This is a genomic window from Psychrobacter sp. UBA3480 (genome assembly GCF_002377945.1).
In the GTDB taxonomy this organism is placed as follows: Bacteria; Pseudomonadota; Gammaproteobacteria; order Pseudomonadales; family Moraxellaceae; genus Psychrobacter.
Genome location: NZ_DFQV01000020.1, coordinates 1 through 17,225 on the forward strand (window position 1 = coordinate 1; position 17,225 = coordinate 17,225).

Consider the following 17,225-nt stretch of genomic DNA (forward strand, 5'->3'; position numbering starts at 1 on the left):
GCAGTAGGTACTTTACGCTTAGTAATAGCCATACCGACTCGCGGCTGTGCATGCTCGTTGGCGCGTACAAAAGCCATTAAATGACTCTGATGAATCTTGCGCTCAGGTGCGTCAAATACCTCACGGAAGGCTGCAGGGGTAAGCAGGCGTTGCTGTTTAGTGAAACTAGCTGCAGGTGTATCTGATAGAGTATTGGACATAGTACAACCTAGTAGAATAACGATAGAAGAAATAATAACAAATTATAGAGACAAAAAAAGCGCCTATGTGGGCGCTTTTAATATATGGCTAAGTGTCAGTTGTGATGATTGACTATCGCAATCTATAAACAATAAGAACACAACAAGCACTGTTAGCCATGCTTATCGCAATCTACTGATTATACAGTAAGGCGATGACGTCCTTTAGCGCGGCGACGAGCTAAGACCTGACGGCCTTTTTTAGTTGCCATACGAGCACGGAAACCGTGAGTACGTTTACGCTTGATCACGCTTGGTTGGAATGTACGTTTCATAACTCACCTATCAAAATAATGGACTAAATTCGTAATAACGGAGGATTATACCATTCAGTATAGTTTTGGTCAATAAACTAATTTGCTTTGTCCCTAAATAGGAAATACCTCATACAAATCTAGTAAAGATATTTCCTTAAAACCTATTTCTAGTTAACCAAATTTTATAGTTATATATTCTATAATTTACAAAGTTATCCACAGGCTGGCTCAAACACTATAATAATAATTAATTAATATAAATATAGTATTGTTATTATTGGGACTATGATTATCTGTGGTTAAGTCTATTTTCCTTTTTATTATCAATTTACTAGGCTATGGGTAAGCCTGTGGATAAACTGTGGGTTAAATATGGATAACTAGCTTGTAAAAGTTATGCACAGAACTGTCCACAGTCTTATCCACAAAAAACAAGGTTTTATCCACAGGGTATCTGTGTTAAATTAGGCGCTACTTGATATACACCTTCGTATAGGATATCAGTACGAACTCTTTGGTTAGTTGTTACGCGTAATATCGAGGCTTAGGTAGCAATTTATATTGCTAAAAAATAACTATTATTTCAGATTACAAGGTCAGTACTTTTCATGATAGACACAGCAAATATTTGGGATAAATGTCTAAACGATTTGCGTTATAACGTCAAAGACAACGTGTTTACTATGTGGCTGAGACCTCTGTCAGCTCATCAAGAAGCACAAACTTTGATTATTCTTGCTCCCAATGATTATTTTGTGACGTATATCAAGAAGAATCATCTTCAAGATATTCAGCAGTTGGTGACCAAACACAGTCAAGGTAGTATTGAAGAGGTCGTTGTACGTGTTGATAATGCTGGCCGCAATGCAGAAGATAACAGTCAATCAGGTTCTTTGTTTGTAGAAGACGACGTCTCCCCTACCCCATCCGAACATAAATTTGAATCTATTCACCATAACAACGCAAAAGCAGATATCGACGCGAACATGCGTCATAATGAGCCAGTTGAGTCTGCTGATACAAAATCATTAAGCTATCTGAACCCCGAATTTACTTTTGAAACCTTTGTTACAGGTAAGTCCAATAACTTGGCTTACAAGGCTTGTTATGAGCTTGGTAAGCGCCAATCGAAAAATCGTCACAATCCTTTATTTATATATGGCCCTTCTGGATTGGGAAAAACGCATTTAATGCATTCTGTAGCTCATCGCTATTTAAAAAATAATCAAAGTTTTTATTATTTCACTTCTGAAAAATTTATAAACCAATTAGTTTATTCATTAAGAAATAATAAAATAGAAGATTTTAAAAAGAAAATAAAAAAAGTAGATTTATTAATTGTAGATGATATTCATGTATTGGCAGGAAAGACTAAAAGTAGTAATGAGTTTCTAACATTATTTGCAGATTTTACTAGTGGTGATAAACAACTTATTTTAGCCTCTGATCGACATCCCTCCCAAATGACGGAATTTGATGAACGATTTAGATCACGGTTTTCTTGGGGGTTAACGGTCGCTGTTGATCCCCCTGAGATCGATACTCGAGTGCAAATTCTGCAGAAAAAAGCAGCCTCCTACGGTATGGTATTACCAAAGGAATGTGCGCTATTCATTGCGCAAAATGTGGTGTCTAATGTCAGACGTTTAGAAGGTGCCCTAAATCAGGTGTTTGCCAATGCTAACTTAACAGGGGCACAGATTACTCTTGAGATGGTGCAATACGCACTAAAAGACATCGTTGCGATGCGTGTGCAGGCAGTGAATATGGATAACATCCGTAAGATAGTTGCTGAGTACTATGATGTCACGGTCAAAGATATTATGGGGCGTAAACGTACGCGTAGTATTGCAAGACCACGTCAAATAGCGATGGCTTTGTCGCGTGAATTAACAGGCGATAGCTTCCCTGAAATTGGTCAGTCGTTCGGTGGACGCGACCATACGACGGTGATGCACGCTTGCGATAAAGTAAATGAGTTAAGAACAGCAGACCCTGCATTTGATAAGGATTATAAAACCCTAGCTCTGATGTTACAGGCAGGATAAAAGCGACAGATATCGTTGTATTCTAGTAGATACAGATGGTTTATAATATCGAAAATATAAGTCCACAGATGCTTTGTAGATTATCGTCAGCAGACAAGGTATTATTAAGTCATTACGACAAATTTTTATAAAAGAATCATTCAAATAAGAGTAACTAAGCATGCAATTATCGATCAATCGAGAATCGTTACTGAAAGCTATCAACTTGATCGCCAAAGCCGCTGATAAACGCCACAATATGGTTATATTAGGTAATATCAAGCTACAGCTATCGGAATCTGAGCTTATCTTAACAGCGTCAGATTTAGAGGTAGAGCTGACATCGACATTGAAATTGCCTGCTGGTGCTTGTGTAGAAGCAGGTACAACGACGCTTCCTGCAACTAAGCTAAAAGATATTTGTAAATCGCTACCTGCCCAAGCGCAAGTTAATCTAGCAACTCAAGCAAATGAGCGTTGCTTATTAACTAGTGGTAAGAGTCGTTTTACATTAGGAACATTGCCAAGCGAAGACTATCCGAGCTTGGGTAACCCTGAAAATATCACACCTCTGACCATTAGCCGTAATCGTCTGACAGATTTGATTCACAAAACACAGTTCGCAATGGCAATTCAAGATGTACGCTACTACTTAACAGGTATGTTGTTTGACGTTTCACAGCAGCAACTGACAACGGTAGCAACAGACGGTCATAGATTGGCATTAGCCCGTAGTGTTATCAATGTAAGCGCAGATCTCAATATGCAAGCTATCTTGCCGCGTAAGGCAGTGATTGAGCTTGAGCGTTTAGCTTCTGAGCTTGGTAAAATGTTGGGTGATCAAGACAACGCAGTTACCCTAAGTTTTGGCCGAGAGTTTTTACAAGTAAGTTTGCCATTTGGTGATGTAGATAGTGCAGGACAGGTCAGCCAAGATCTAATGGTAACATTTACCGCACGTTTGATTGATGGTAAGTTCCCTGATTATCGCCGTGTGATGCCGAGCAATACTGACAAGCTGGCTTTATTTAGTCAGGAAAAAATGACAGATGTTCTACGTCGTGTTGCCATCTTGAGTAATGAAAAATCTCGTGGTGTGGTCTTTAATTTTGCTAGCGATGGCATGGTCGAAGTACGTGCTAATAATGCTGAGCAGGATGAAGCAGTCGAGATGATACAAGCTAAGTATCAAGGTGAGCCAATGGAGTTGTCATTTAATGCTGCTTATCTGCAAGATGTATTAAGCGTTATCCAAGGCGATTTACAAATGCATATGAGCCAATCGAATGCCTCTGTATTGGTCAATCAACTAAATGATGAGTTTCATCAGTATGTCATTATGCCAATGCGTATATAATGCTTTTTTCTTTAGAAACAAACAAAATTGAATAGAAATAGTACGTTTCAAAGAGCTTTATTTTCAGTACTATATATTGGTTTTAATAAACTTTTGCCTGCTAAATAAGCAGGCTTTAATGGGCGGCTATCGATACTATGATTGAACGTCTACAAATATCCCATCTTAGAAACCTTACTCAAATTAGTGTAGAGCCTGCTGCTTGCAACATTATTATCGGTGCAAATGGCAGCGGTAAAACCTCGTTGCTCGAAGCTATATTCTTGTTATCAAGAGGTAAGAGCTTTCGCCATCACCAGCCTAAACGTTATATCCAGCATCATCAAAATAACACAACTGTTCATGCTAAGCTCAATGATAGTCGTACTTTAGCTATTCAAAAGCAAGCAGATGCTACGACCATCTTACGCCTCAATCAAACCACTGTTTACAACCAAAGTATCTTGACAGAGCAGCTACCTACGTTACTGATAGATCCATCGTCAATGGATATGTTGGAGCAGGGAAGTGCGAGCCGTCGACAGTTGCTAGATTGGTTAGTGTTTCACATGAAACAAGGGTTTCATCCACAATGGATGGCTTATCAACGTCTCCTAAAACAGCGCAATAGTTTGCTAAAAAGCACTCGTCACTTAACACCAGTACAGCTGGCTGAGCTAAAATCATGGGATAAAGGGTTAAGTAATCATGCTGCTTTGATTCATCATTATCGAGAGCAAGTATTTACTGAATGGCAGCCTTATTTTGCCAAGAGCATCGTACAGCTATTGCCTTCTTACGCTGAGCAACTGAGCCTAAGCTATAACGCTGGTTACGACACCAGTGTCGCACTAGATGTGCAGCTTAATGAGCGGTTAGAGCAGGATTTGCAATTGGGATATACCCGTATAGGCAATCATCGTGCTGATATTCATGTGCATTGGCATTCTGATGATTCTGTAAACGATCAAACGACAGATGCCAGAACAGCAGCTTCAGCAAATAGTATCCAAACCAAATTACCGACTTTAAAAGAGCAGGCAGCAAATGTATTGTCTCGCGGTGAAAAGAAACTGCTCATTACTGCACTGCGCTTATCGCAACTACCAATGTTGCTAAACGATGGAGAGCGCAGTGACTCACTCAATGATGATTTATCATCGAGAGCGACACCTGTTGTGCTTCTAGATGATATCACTGCAGAATTGGATGATAGAGCTATAGAAATATTGCTATCGACCCTAGCTCAACTCCCGTGCCAAGTATTCATGACCAGTCTGACAGACGATATTTTACCTTTAGTTAACGAACTTTGGTCACAACCAAAAACGTTTCATGTGAAACAAGGTAAAGTGCTGTTTACTGACTAATATCCTATCTTTGATTTATACTCTTGATGATTATTCATCTAATTTTATCTCTTACTCTTTGGTATTACAGCCACTACTATTTGTCCTAACAGTTACTATGTTAAGACGACCTTTCACAGACTGTAAAACTCTCAGTAAACAGTGACTTAGAAGCAAAAAAATGTTAAAATAACCCTTTATTTTTGTCCTGTGCTCAGCAATTTATCTGATAGCATCATAGAAAAGATTTCAATTTTTCAATTATCTATAAGTATTTGATAAATATGTATTTTATTTATTTCAATAGTTTTAACAATGGCTAGAAAAACAAAGACTATTACTAATAAGTAATTTACTGATTTTATCTCTGTGCGGCCTTTTTTGAGGCTAACGGTGGTTAGTGGTTTAGCTGCTCATATGCACTCTAGATTATGAATAATAGACGTTAATTCTAAGATGCCATTATATAGTGGACTGTTTGTAAGTGCGCTAATCGTAAATGGCTGATTATGGCTAGATTAAGGAATGTACATGAGTGATTCATTACCTATTGACCACGAGCAATTGATAGACGACAGTACTACTGAAGCAGCTGTGCCTACGGTAGTTTCAGAAGTATTGCCTTCTGATTATAGTTCTAAAGATATTCGCGTATTGCGTGGGTTAGAGGCCGTACGTGTGCGTCCTGGTATGTATATCGGTGATACCGATGATGGCACAGGCTTGCATCATATGGTCTTTGAGGTAGTGGATAACTCTATCGATGAGGCGCTTGCTGGTCACTGTGATCAGATTGATATCGTTATTCACGAAGATGAGTCTGTCAGTGTGATGGATAACGGTCGCGGTGTGCCTGTTGATATCCACCCAGAAGAGGGTGTATCAGCGGCTCAGGTTATTATGACCGTATTGCATGCAGGCGGTAAGTTCGATGATAATAGCTATAAAGTATCAGGTGGCCTGCACGGTGTAGGTGTATCAGTAGTTAACGCTCTGTCTCAAAAGCTTGAGATGAATATCTGGCGTGAAGGCTATCATTATCATCAGACTTATACTGATGGCGTACCTGATAGCGATATCCAACAGATGGAAGCAACCGATCAGACGGGCACACAAATCCGTTTTTATCCTAGCAGTGATGTGTTTACTGGTACTATCTTTGAGTACGACATCTTAGCAAAACGCTTACGTGAGCTGTCATTTTTGAACTCTGGTGTGCGTATTGTTTTGACTGATGAGCGTATTGATAAGCGTCATGAATTTGAGCATAAAGGTGGCTTGCTAGAGTTTGTTAGCTATATCAATGCTGGTAAAGACGGTATCAACGAAGTATTCCATTTTACCAGCCAGCAAGATGATGGTATCAGCGTAGAAGTCGCGCTACAGTGGACAGATACGTATAACGAAAAAGTACTGTGTTTCACCAACAATATCCCGCAAAAAGATGGTGGTACTCACTTATCTGGCTTCCGTTCAGCATTGACGCGTTGCCTGAACAGTTATATGGATCGCGAAAACTTATTCAAAAAAGAGAAAGTAGCCGCAACGGGTGATGATGCTCGCGAAGGGTTGACTGCAATTGTCTCTGTAAAAGTGCCAGATCCAAAATTCTCAAGTCAGACCAAAGACAAGCTAGTATCAAGCGAAGTGAAATCTGCTGTCGAATCAGCGATGCATGATAAGTTCAACGATTATCTGCTGGAGAATCCAGGTGCTGGTAAAGCCATTGCTAATAAGATTATCGATGCAGCACGTGCACGTGATGCAGCACGTAAAGCACGTGAAATGACACGTCGCAAGACCACTTTGGATATTGCAGGTCTGCCTGGTAAATTGGCTGACTGCCAAGAAAAAGATCCAGTATTATCTGAACTATATATTGTGGAGGGTGACTCTGCAGGTGGGTCAGCTAAACAGGGTCGTAGCCGAAAAACGCAAGCAATCTTGCCACTAAAAGGTAAGATTCTGAACGTCGAACGTGCGCGCTTTGACAAGATGCTATCATCTGCTGAAGTGGGTAACCTAATTACTGCATTAGGTTGTGGTATTGGTCCTGATGAGTATAATCCTGATAAAGTACGCTACCACAAAATCATCATCATGACCGATGCCGATGTTGATGGATCGCATATTCGTACGTTGCTATTAACGTTCTTCTTCCGTCAAACGCCTGAATTAATCGAGCGCGGCTATGTATATATTGCTCAGCCGCCGCTATACAAAGTAAAAAAAGGTCGTCAAGAGTTGTACCTCAAAGATGACGAAGCGCTTAAAGCCTATCTCTTGTCTTCAACAATTGACAATACCAAGCTGCATATCAGTGCCGATGCGCCTGCGATTACTGGTCAAGCGCTTGAGACACTGCTTAACGACTACAACCAAACTCAGTTGATCAAGGCGCGTCTGCAGATTCGTTTCCCAGCGGTGATTTTGGACGCATTGACGCATACGCCAAAACTTAGCACTGACATGACTTATGATGAGTCTGCCATGCAGGAATGGAAAGCAGCAATGCAGACTAAGCTGGATCACTTCGGTAGCGATCTAAGCCCTGAGATTGAATTGGTTAATATCCACGCGCCGCAGCCAAAAAATATGGATGCAGCCGCAGCAGATCTATTGGGTATGACGCCAGTAGTAGGTACTGAAGAAGGTGAAGCGTCAGATAGTGAGGCTTTATCTACCAAGGCTCAGTGGCTGCCACGCGTCACAGTATATGTGCATCAACTAGCACACCATTATCTGTTAGATGCTAGCTTTATCAACTCTGGTGAGTATGGCAAACTGCTACGTTTATCAAGTGAATGGAATACGTTGCTTGAGAGCGATGCTTTTATCCGCCGTGAAGCATCTGCGGGAACAACGAAAGATATCCCAGTACGTGATTTCGATTATCTATGGCAGCAAATGATGCTTGATGCGCGTCGTGGTCTAGCTATCCAGCGTTATAAAGGGCTAGGCGAGATGAACGCCGACCAGCTGTGGGATACAACGATGGATCCTGAAAACCGTCGTATGCTACGCGTCACCATCGAAGATGCTATCGCCGCTGACCATATGTTTACTTGCTTGATGGGTGATCACGTTGAACCGCGTCGTATCTTTATTGAAGAGAATGCACTAACAGTATCGAACTTAGATATCTAAATTTGAAATTGGTTACTGACAATTTATAAAAATACCGCTTTGATATTCAAGGCGGTATTTTTGTTTCACGTGAAACTCATTTGTTAGCGTTGCTATTACTTAATAATTATAATTTGTGGGAATCAAATGGTTGAAGTAATTTTACTCGCTATTGCTTTAGCGATGGATGCGTTTGCAGTGTCAATAGGGTTGGGTGCTAAGGCTCAAAAATATAGTCATCAATATGTACTGCGCTTGGCTATCTATGCTGCGCTTTACTTTGGTATTGCTCAGGGCGTAATGCCTCTTATCGGATACTTATTAGGTGCGGCAATGTTGGGTTGGTTGGCAGCGGCTGCCCCTTGGATTGGGGGTATTATTCTTATCGCTCTCGGTGGAAAGATGCTTTACGAAGTATTTACTGCGGATGAGGAAGATGCTGACAGTGATGATCTGGACGTCAATGATGATGCTATTAACACTGATAGTGATACAGTAACAGCCACGAGTAAGCATGGACATATCAATCACCGCACTATGTTTACGTTAGCAGTTGCAACTAGTATTGATGCAATGGCGGCAGGGTTTACGCTGAATTTATTGTTACTGAACGCGTGGTTAGCCTGCCTTATTATCGCTATAGTAACCGCTATATTTGGCTGGCTCGGGGTCTATTTGGGACGTCGCTCAGGAACATGGCTAGAGGATAAAGCTGAAGCACTGGGCGGTATCGTGCTTATTGCAATTGGTCTAAAAGTAATGTTTTTTTAGCTAATATATTTAGATTTTTACTGAGTATTTATACAAAAGCACCGCTTTGAATATCAAAGCGGTGCTTTTTTGTTTCACGTGAAACTCGAATTAGTAATTTTACTTAGTGATTATTCTTCGTCAGTGTCAAAGCGCCAAGCTAGTACGCGAGTGCTTTTCTGACCTTGGCTCATTTCGATAATACGCATTTGAGCGACGTTTAGCTGCTTTAATAATATTTGCAATGGCTTAACGTTTTCAGATTTCGACACTAAAGTAGTAAACCAACCCACATGCTCAGCAAAGCTCTGGCTTTCTTTTGCCATCTTAGTCAAGAAGGCAATCTCGCCACCTTCACTCCATAGCTCTTTGTGCTGACCGCCGAAGTTTAGGTTTTGCGCAGCGTTGCCTGATTTGGTTGAACGGCGGCTGATTTGCTCGCTTTCATTCTTACCACGATGGCGCTGCAAATTATGCTGCTTGCGGCTATTGGCTTCCATCGCTTCTTCTAATGAAGCATGAAACGGAGGGTTGCAAACCACGACATCAAAATAATCTTGACGACCAATGATGTTTTTAAAGATAAATTTAGGCTCAGGCTGCAGCTTTACCTTGACCGCACTTTTTAGCTTTGGATTGGCTTCACAAATCAGCGCTGCGGTGTTGACCGAAATAGGGTCAATATCACTTGCTGTAAAGCGCCAGCCATAGCTTTGGCTACCGACGATAGGATAGATAGCACTCGCACCAGTACCGATATCAAGGGCGTGAATTTCTTTGCCCGTTGGCGGTGTATTATCAGCATTTACGTGAGTGGTTTGCGCCAATAAATCTGCGATATAGTGAATATAATCGGCACGTCCAGGAATAGGCGGGCATAGATAGCCTTCAGGAATGTCCCAAAATTTAACCCCGTAATAGTTCGCCAATAGTGCTTTATTTAGCACACGAACGGCCTGATGATCCGAGAAGTTAATCGTCGACTCACCTTTAGGATTGGTAATGGTGTGGTCAGCAAGCTCAGGTAAAGCGCGAGTCAATACCGCAAAGTCGTAACGACCTTGGTGCGGGTTGCGTGGGTGCAGCTGACCGAGTTTCTTCGCGGTCGCAGGAGATCTGTTTCTGTGTTTACTATTTGCAGGGTTACGGGTCATGGGCTTACTTGTCATAATGTCAGGCTACGATATATGGATATAAGTAACCAGTGTAGCAGATTTCGCAGGTTGCTAATTGTTTATCCGCGCTTTATCGGTCGCTTATCGATGGCGCAATATCAAGTTAAGCCCTAATACTATCATCGCTGTACCCAATACGCGGTCTATCCAATGTTCAAAACGCTGAAAGCGTCGATGTACCGCAGGGATAGAGAGTAGCATGACGACCGTACTAAACCATGCCATCTGTAACACCATCATCCATACACCATAAATAGCCAATTGCCAAAGCGGTATGTCAGGCGACAATACAAGAGTAAAGATAGCTACAAAATAGACAGGTGCTTTTGGATTAAAAACATTACAAAGGAATCCGCGACGCAACGTAGCAAAGGTAGATTCGTCATTACTAGGCGATTTCTCGATAGTGGTTTCTTTGGTTGTAGGTATGGTTTGGCTAGTAAGTGCATCTTGTGAAAAGTGAGCGCTTGAATCTACTTGTGTGTCTGCTTTTTCCAAAGGATGTGTTTTTTCTGAAAGATGAGCTGTGTCTAAATCTGCTGGTTTTTTAGGCTTTGCTTGGATGCCTTGCCAACCGAGATAAATCAGATAGCCACCGCCCAGCCATTTAATCGTAGTCAATAGTGGCTGCGAATGTGCGATGACCGTTGCCAGTCCTAGCACCGAATAGATTATGTGTACGGCAAGACCTAAGGTAATACCGAGACTACAAATCAAACCTGTGCGTCGGCCTTTTGCTAATGTCTGCTGCGAGACTAAGACAAAATCAGGGCCAGGTGAGGCCGCAGCTAATAGGTGTACGCTAGTGATGAGCAAAAAACCGTGCCAAAATTCCATAAAATACTCTGAACCATATTTAGACCTGCAACATAGTTGCACTTATCGTAAATGAGGTCAACTTTTATCGATTTTTGCACTATGCGAGTCATCTCTATTGCTTGTGTTATAGAACGAGGATGTCTATATTAAAGGTGACTTATCACTCAATCTCTACACATAAATTATCGAGATTTGACTATATAACCACTCATTACATGCCAATGATTACTTTAACAAGGATGGAACCATGACTACGGATAGTAACGCCACAGAAAACCGCATCACTTATAACACGCAAGGCCATGTTTGCCTTGTCGGCCTAAATCGTGCCAACAAACGCAACGCTTTTGACAGTCATATGATTGCCCAACTGTCTGATGCCATGACTCGCTACGAGCAAGACGACAACTTACGCTGTGCATTAATATTTGCCCATGGAGATCACTTCACTGCTGGGCTAGATTTAGTCGAGCTACAAGACAAGCTAAACGATGGCGTGTTTGAGTTTAATGACGATCAAATCGACCCATGGGGTATTAGTGGAAAACTACGTACCAAACCTGTGGTCGTCGCGGTAAAAGGCACTTGTTTCACTGTGGCTATCGAGCTGATGCTAAACAGCGACGTGGTCATCGCTAGTGATAACTGTAACTTTGCACAGATGGAAGTCCAGCGCGGCATTATGCCATTTGGCGGGGCGACGGTACGTTTTGTAGCCGCTGCTGGCTGGCAAAAAGCCATGCCATATCTGCTTACTGGTAAAGCATTCGATGCGCAAACGGCTGATAGGCTGAATCTGGTCAGTGAAGTGGTAGCAAACGGCACTGAATATGAGCGTGCATTAACGCTTGCCCAAGAGATCTGCAAAGCCGCGCCTTTGGGTGTGAGAGGAGCATTGTCATCAGCACAAGATGCCAGCCGTAATGGTGCAGCGACTGCATTGGCCAATATCCATAGCTATCTGCCGCCACTGTTTCATTCAGAAGATGCCAAAGAAGGTGTAATGGCGATGGTTGAGAGACGTGAGGCTGAGTTTAAGGGGCGTTAGATTGAAAGCTTTAAAAACTAATTCTATAGCATATTACTAGACAAGGACATTTGAGAAATGGAGAAAGTAGTATTCAACCATAGAATTAGATTAGAGAAGCTCAATAAGTTAGAAGTAAAGAATGAACATGGTGTTCATTCTTTATCACCTCTAAATAATCTAGATCAAGGAGAGGAAAAAGAGAGCTATGAAAAATATGAGAATAGACTAATATCTGCACTGAATGAAGAAAGTGTCTTCAATATAGCTGTAACAGGAATATATGGTTCAGGAAAAAGTAGTATCTTAAATACCTTTAAGAGAAAATATAAAGAAAATAGCCAATGGGATTTTTTAGATATTTCTCTTTCTTCTTTTCAGATCAATAAAGATGCTTTGTCAGATGACAAAGAATCAAATGCTATTGATGAAAAAAATAGTGATATGAAAATAGAAGAGGAGTTAACGCCTGAGCAGATTCAGCTTATAGAAAGAAGCATACTACAACAGTTCTTTTATGCTGTACCTCAAAATAAAATTCCCTTATCAAGATTTAAACGAATTACTGGTAATGCTTTAACGAATAAGGTTACAGCCTTGCTAGTAATAATACTAATTATAAGTGGATTAGTATTTTTTGATAAGGTTGATTATATTGAAGCTATATACTCCCTACCTAATTGGCTACCAAAATTAGCATTTTGGTGCTTTTTGATATGCTTTATATTATTGTTATATAAGTTATTAAGTGTCTCTTTTGAATTATCTGAGATTAAGCTTAACTTTCATAACTCAGAATTTAATATAAAGAATGAAAAAGAAAAGTCTATTCTTAACGATCATTTAGATGAAATTTTATATTTTTTTGAAGCTACTGGAAAAAATGTTGTCATCATTGAAGATTTAGATCGGTTCAATAATAACGAAATTTTTGTAAGGCTGCGCGAACTCAACTCTATGATAAACAAGTATTGTGAAGATAGAGTGGTTTTCTTATATGCTATTAAAGACGATATGTTTACTGATACTGAGAGAAGTAAATTCTTTGAATATATTATCCCTGTTATTCCGATTATCAATCCAACGAATGCGTATGATTTGATCCAAAAAAACTATGAAGAAGTGGTAGAAGATATAGATAAACGTTTTCTGAGGAATACTTGTTTATATTTTGATGATATGAGACTGGTGAAAAATATTTTAAATGAATATCAAGACTACGATAATCATTTAAAATATTTACAGCTAGATAAGAACCAAGTTTTTGCTATAGTTGTATATAAAAACTACTATCCAAACGATTTTTCAAAACTGAATTCGAACAGGGGTCTGATATACAATATATTTAATGATGTAAAACTCAGTTTGATAGATAAAAAGATAACGGAAATTACTGAAAACATTCATGAACTAGAGGGAAGGAAGTCAGAGCTTTCAAATGAAATGCTATTATCTATTGATGAGCTTAATGCTGTTTATAGCTACTATTTAAATAGTTTGATTCGCAAAAAACATGATGTTGTTAAATACATAAAGGTTGATGGTGAGACAGTTAATATTGATGAGTATGACGAAAATGTATTTCTAAAGCTTGAAAGTGTGAAAGATAAAAATATTGACTTTAATCCCGAAAATAATAACTCCTACTGGTTTAGTTCTAGCGATGTGTCGTTTTCGGATGTTGAGGATTCAACTAATTCGCAGCTCATCTATAGTGAGCGCTTAGCTATTATAAGAGCTAAAATCAACGAGGAGCAAAAAGAGATATCTAATAGCTTAAGCAGACTCAATGAGCAGCTTTACACTATTAAAAATAATACTATAAAGAATCTACTTCAGGATATAGATATAAAACAACTACTTCAGGACGAAGAAATACCAGATATTCCTGAACAGTTAATGTTTTTTATTATAAATGGCTATATTAATGAGAACTATCCTGATTATATTTCTCTATTTTTTGAGTCGTCTATATCGAGATCAGATAAAAGCTATGCGATGGTTGTTAATGGACGTCAAATGCCTAAATTTGAGCTAGAGTTAACCCATCAAGTCGAACTGTTATCAAGTTACTTATCAGAAGATGAGATGAATACATCTAGTGTTTTAAATATTAGCATGCTGGGATATTTGTTGCAGACTAATGAGTTTGTGAAGCATAAGCAGAATTTTTTACATAAAGTTTGTGATAAATCAGATATCTCAGTTGAGTTTTTAGCTATCTTGTTCAATAAGGACGTCAGTTATCTAAGCTTACTTATTCCTATACTTATAGAGCAAGATGATAGTGTTTTTGATGAAATACTGGATGATGTTGAAGACGAACAAACAACTAATAATTACTCAAAAATTATTAGGTATGGTATTGATATTTTAGATACCTCTAGCTATCTAACTGCAAAGCTTAATAGGTTTTTATCTAGAAGAGAGGATTATATTGATTTTTTAATGGATTCTTTGTCAGGGAATAAAGAAAAATTCAAACAGCTTAGTCTTTCCATACAACCTAAATTCTCTCTCCTAGATGTTACAAACCTTGATCTATTCAACTGGCTTGGTGAACAAGGATTTTTTTCTGTCGAGTTGGATATAATCAAGGCTGCCTTAATATATAACTTATCATTATCGTCAAATGAAATAGAAAGTAGACTTAGAGATTCACCATTAACAACAATATGTGATTCTGAAATCAGTTATTTAGTTAAAGATTTTTGGGGGAATATAAATGATTATGTTTATCTACTCACTACCTACTTGGAAGATGAAAAACAGTTATATGAAGATGAGAGTATTTTTGTAAAGCTATTAAACGAAGAGAACCTGTCAGAAGATAACAAAGAAAGGTTACTATTAGTTGTTGTAACAAAGATCATCGACATAGATCAAGTTGAAAATGATTTACATGATTACTTATTTAAGTATGGTGTTGCGTATCCAAACTGGGAAAATATTATCAAGTATTTTATAAGCAACGATAAAAAATTATCTAAGAGTTTGGTTGGTTTTATAAATATTAATGCTGAACTACTAAGTAAACAATACGGCAATTATAAGAATATTTTATTGAATAGGTATGAAGTTCAAGACGCTTTAGAAAGAGAGTTAATACAGTGTGAAGATTTAAGTGACTCTGAATATAGTTTAGTTATAAAAGTACTAATGCTCAGATGGGCTAATATCAACTTTGCCGAACTAAGTGAGAATAAAGTTTTATCGTTAATTTCTAATGATATACTGGCATTGAGTGAAGAAAACTGGGACCAAGTTAAATCTTTTGATAATAAAGACTTAAGTACTGCTTTCGTAGAGCATCACATTTTATCCATTGTTAATGGAGAGCTAATTGAAGAGATGGGGGTTTCTGACTATATAACGATTATATATTCACAGAAACTCAATAAGGTACAGAAACAAGATTTTATAAAAGAGTACCCTGACGGTATTCTTAACATTTTAGTTTACTCAGGTAAAAAAATTATAGATATCTATGATGATAGACAATTTCCTAATGAGCTGCACAATAATATTAAGGATAGTGGTGAAGAAGAGTTGGTTCAGTATATGTTGCTAAGCCAGATAAGCTATCTGAGTAGTACTGAAATATTAAGTTTATTACCTTTGATTGGTCAACCGTTTGATGAACTCAATAAAGATAGTAAAACAAAATTTGATATAAACCAAAAGAATAAAACACTTTTAGATGCTTTATATGCAAGGAAAATAATAGTCACAGTTAAAGAAATAAAAAAAGCGCTTAGAACTAAGTTTTATGAAACTAGGCTACAAAAGACTATATCATGATAGTTGTTTCGAGGAGAGTTTTAGCCCTGACAGTAGCGGCTATCCTGCTTGAATAGGCGTGTTGCGCAGGCTAGGTTTTTGGGTAGTCTCGTGACCAAACAGGAATGCCCCAAACCGTGGCCGCGCCACGCCTAGATAAGCAGATAATAGCGGATGGCAGGATTGGCTCCAGCTTCATAATAACTTTGTTAACCACAGAATCTAGCGCGGCACTTCAAAACATCATCAAACAAGCTAACCCTACCAACCAAAAAAACCTCGCAATCGCGAGGTTCTTTGTTTTATCTAGTATGACTGACTACAACAGCGTCAGTGTCAACTGCTCAACTATAATTATTTAGCTTTTTGGTAGTAGTCAACCATCATAGTACCCAAAGTGCCGTTGTCATCGATCGTGACGATTCTGACCGTACCTGATTGTGCTGCGGTACTAGACTGCACTTGTCCAGCGTTACCTAAGACGACTTGGTTGTCTTTAGACGCCTTTGCCTCGTTACCGATAGCGATACTGTTCATGCCGCCTGCCATAGATTTATTACCGACCGCGACTGAAGTTGCGCCTTGAGCTGCTGCCGCTTCACCGACAGCGGTAGAGCGTACACCACTTGCATTGGCTAGATGACCAAACGCTTGTGCGCGTTCAGCGGTGGCTTTTGACTGCCAACCGATAGAGGTTGAGCCTAGACCAGCGGCATTGGCTTCACCGCCAACGGCAGTGGCTGAGTTTAGACCTGCATTGGCTTTGTTACCGACAGCAACCGTATCATTATTGCCACCTGCCATAGCTGCCTCACCGACAGCGGTAGAGCGTACACCGCTCGCATTGGCTAGATGACCAAAAGCTTGCGCACGTTCAGCAGTGGCTTTAGATTGCCAACCGATAGAGGTTGAGCCTAGACCAGCAGCGTTGGCTTGACCGCCAACGGCAGTAGCTGAGTTTAGACCTGCATTGGCCTGACTACCTATGGCAACGGTATCATTGGTGCCGCTAGTTGTGGCAGCGTTGCCAAGAGTGATAGCGGTGCTGCTAGTTGCGTTTGCAGTTTGATGGTCAGTTCCTGTTGCCATAGCAGTGCAAGAAGCGGTTGCGGCAATGGCAAAGGTGAGGGCACTAATCTTTAGTACTGATTTCGGTAACAAGTCCATTTTCATTCTTCATTCCTTTTTGTTAGCCTTGATGGCTTATGAGATAGTTTGGGTAGATGCTGATAGATTATAATCATGGCAACATCAGCGCACTCTGGCATAAATAACTTTATGATAGATAGAGTCCGAAACCTTAATGTAGCATTATTTTTTAACCATTATTCAAATAATGT

12 protein-coding genes are annotated in these 17,225 nt (G+C 39.6%); 7 read left to right on the forward strand and 5 right to left on the reverse strand.

Annotation, left to right across the window (positions count from 1 at the left end; translation table 11 throughout):
- The coding region (locus B2863_RS07290; RefSeq protein WP_296208775.1) for a ribonuclease P protein component at positions 1-200 on the reverse strand (200 nt) is incomplete at its 3' end.
- A 179-nt stretch (positions 201-379) separates the two neighbouring features.
- Positions 380-514 carry a 50S ribosomal protein L34 gene (rpmH, locus tag B2863_RS07295; RefSeq protein ID WP_007394757.1) on the reverse strand — a complete coding sequence of 45 codons (135 nt, stop codon included), beginning with the start codon at positions 512-514 and terminating at the stop codon, positions 380-382.
- A 590-nt stretch (positions 515-1,104) separates the two neighbouring features.
- Here rpmH and dnaA point away from each other — a divergent pair.
- The 5 genes from dnaA (at position 1,105) to B2863_RS07320 (ending at position 9,105) form a co-directional block, all read left to right on the forward strand.
- Positions 1,105-2,544 carry a chromosomal replication initiator protein DnaA gene (dnaA, locus tag B2863_RS07300; RefSeq protein WP_296208778.1) on the forward strand — a complete coding sequence of 480 codons (1,440 nt, stop codon included), beginning with the start codon at positions 1,105-1,107 and terminating at the stop codon, positions 2,542-2,544.
- Between the two features lie 160 nt (positions 2,545-2,704).
- On the forward strand, positions 2,705-3,880 hold the full coding sequence (gene dnaN, locus B2863_RS07305) for a DNA polymerase III subunit beta (protein WP_296208781.1): 1,176 nt from the start codon (positions 2,705-2,707) through the stop codon (positions 3,878-3,880).
- A 137-nt stretch (positions 3,881-4,017) separates the two neighbouring features.
- The gene (gene recF / locus B2863_RS07310) at positions 4,018-5,229 is read left to right on the forward strand and encodes a DNA replication/repair protein RecF (protein WP_296208783.1); all 1,212 of its coding nucleotides are present in this window, start codon (positions 4,018-4,020) and stop codon (positions 5,227-5,229) included.
- Between the two features lie 510 nt (positions 5,230-5,739).
- Positions 5,740-8,355: a DNA topoisomerase (ATP-hydrolyzing) subunit B gene (gene gyrB / locus B2863_RS07315; RefSeq protein ID WP_296208786.1), complete on the forward strand. Its 2,616-nt coding sequence runs from the start codon at positions 5,740-5,742 to the stop codon at positions 8,353-8,355.
- A gap of 126 nt (positions 8,356-8,481) precedes the next feature.
- On the forward strand, positions 8,482-9,105 hold the full coding sequence (locus tag B2863_RS07320; RefSeq protein ID WP_296208787.1) for a manganese efflux pump MntP family protein: 624 nt from the start codon (positions 8,482-8,484) through the stop codon (positions 9,103-9,105).
- A gap of 110 nt (positions 9,106-9,215) precedes the next feature.
- On the opposite strand, the gene rlmF is transcribed toward B2863_RS07320, so the two are convergent.
- Positions 9,216-10,253: a 23S rRNA (adenine(1618)-N(6))-methyltransferase RlmF gene (gene rlmF / locus B2863_RS07325; RefSeq protein WP_296208789.1), complete on the reverse strand. Its 1,038-nt coding sequence runs from the start codon at positions 10,251-10,253 to the stop codon at positions 9,216-9,218.
- An 87-nt stretch (positions 10,254-10,340) separates the two neighbouring features.
- Entirely contained in the window at positions 10,341-11,096 is a 756-nt protein-coding gene (locus tag B2863_RS07330; protein WP_296208792.1) for a LysE family translocator, read from the reverse strand.
- Positions 11,097-11,325: 229 nt separating this feature from the next.
- Between B2863_RS07330 and B2863_RS07335 the strand changes: the two genes are divergently transcribed.
- Both B2863_RS07335 and B2863_RS07340 read left to right on the forward strand, forming a co-directional pair.
- Complete coding sequence (locus B2863_RS07335; protein ID WP_296208796.1) at positions 11,326-12,126, forward strand: crotonase/enoyl-CoA hydratase family protein; 801 nt, start codon at positions 11,326-11,328, stop codon at positions 12,124-12,126.
- Between the two features lie 57 nt (positions 12,127-12,183).
- Complete coding sequence (locus B2863_RS07340; RefSeq protein WP_296208798.1) at positions 12,184-15,906, forward strand: P-loop NTPase fold protein; 3,723 nt, start codon at positions 12,184-12,186, stop codon at positions 15,904-15,906.
- 333 nt (positions 15,907-16,239) lie between these two features.
- On the opposite strand, the gene B2863_RS07345 is transcribed toward B2863_RS07340, so the two are convergent.
- Positions 16,240-17,058 (reverse strand): hypothetical protein, encoded by an 819-nt coding sequence (locus B2863_RS07345; protein ID WP_296208801.1) that lies wholly within the window; start codon positions 17,056-17,058, stop codon positions 16,240-16,242.
- Between the last annotated feature and the right edge of the window lie 167 nt (positions 17,059-17,225).

Coding starts and splice junctions, on each gene's coding strand:
- rpmH (WP_007394757.1), bottom strand. CDS start 514: ATGAAACGTACATTCCAACCAAGCGTGATCAAGCGTAAACGTACTCAC.
- dnaA (WP_296208778.1), top strand. CDS start 1,105: ATGATAGACACAGCAAATATTTGGGATAAATGTCTAAACGATTTGCGT.
- dnaN (WP_296208781.1), top strand. CDS start 2,705: ATGCAATTATCGATCAATCGAGAATCGTTACTGAAAGCTATCAACTTG.
- recF (WP_296208783.1), top strand. CDS start 4,018: ATGATTGAACGTCTACAAATATCCCATCTTAGAAACCTTACTCAAATT.
- gyrB (WP_296208786.1), top strand. CDS start 5,740: ATGAGTGATTCATTACCTATTGACCACGAGCAATTGATAGACGACAGT.
- B2863_RS07320 (WP_296208787.1), top strand. CDS start 8,482: ATGGTTGAAGTAATTTTACTCGCTATTGCTTTAGCGATGGATGCGTTT.
- rlmF (WP_296208789.1), bottom strand. CDS start 10,253: ATGACAAGTAAGCCCATGACCCGTAACCCTGCAAATAGTAAACACAGA.
- B2863_RS07330 (WP_296208792.1), bottom strand. CDS start 11,096: ATGGAATTTTGGCACGGTTTTTTGCTCATCACTAGCGTACACCTATTA.
- B2863_RS07335 (WP_296208796.1), top strand. CDS start 11,326: ATGACTACGGATAGTAACGCCACAGAAAACCGCATCACTTATAACACG.
- B2863_RS07340 (WP_296208798.1), top strand. CDS start 12,184: ATGGAGAAAGTAGTATTCAACCATAGAATTAGATTAGAGAAGCTCAAT.
- B2863_RS07345 (WP_296208801.1), bottom strand. CDS start 17,058: ATGAAAATGGACTTGTTACCGAAATCAGTACTAAAGATTAGTGCCCTC.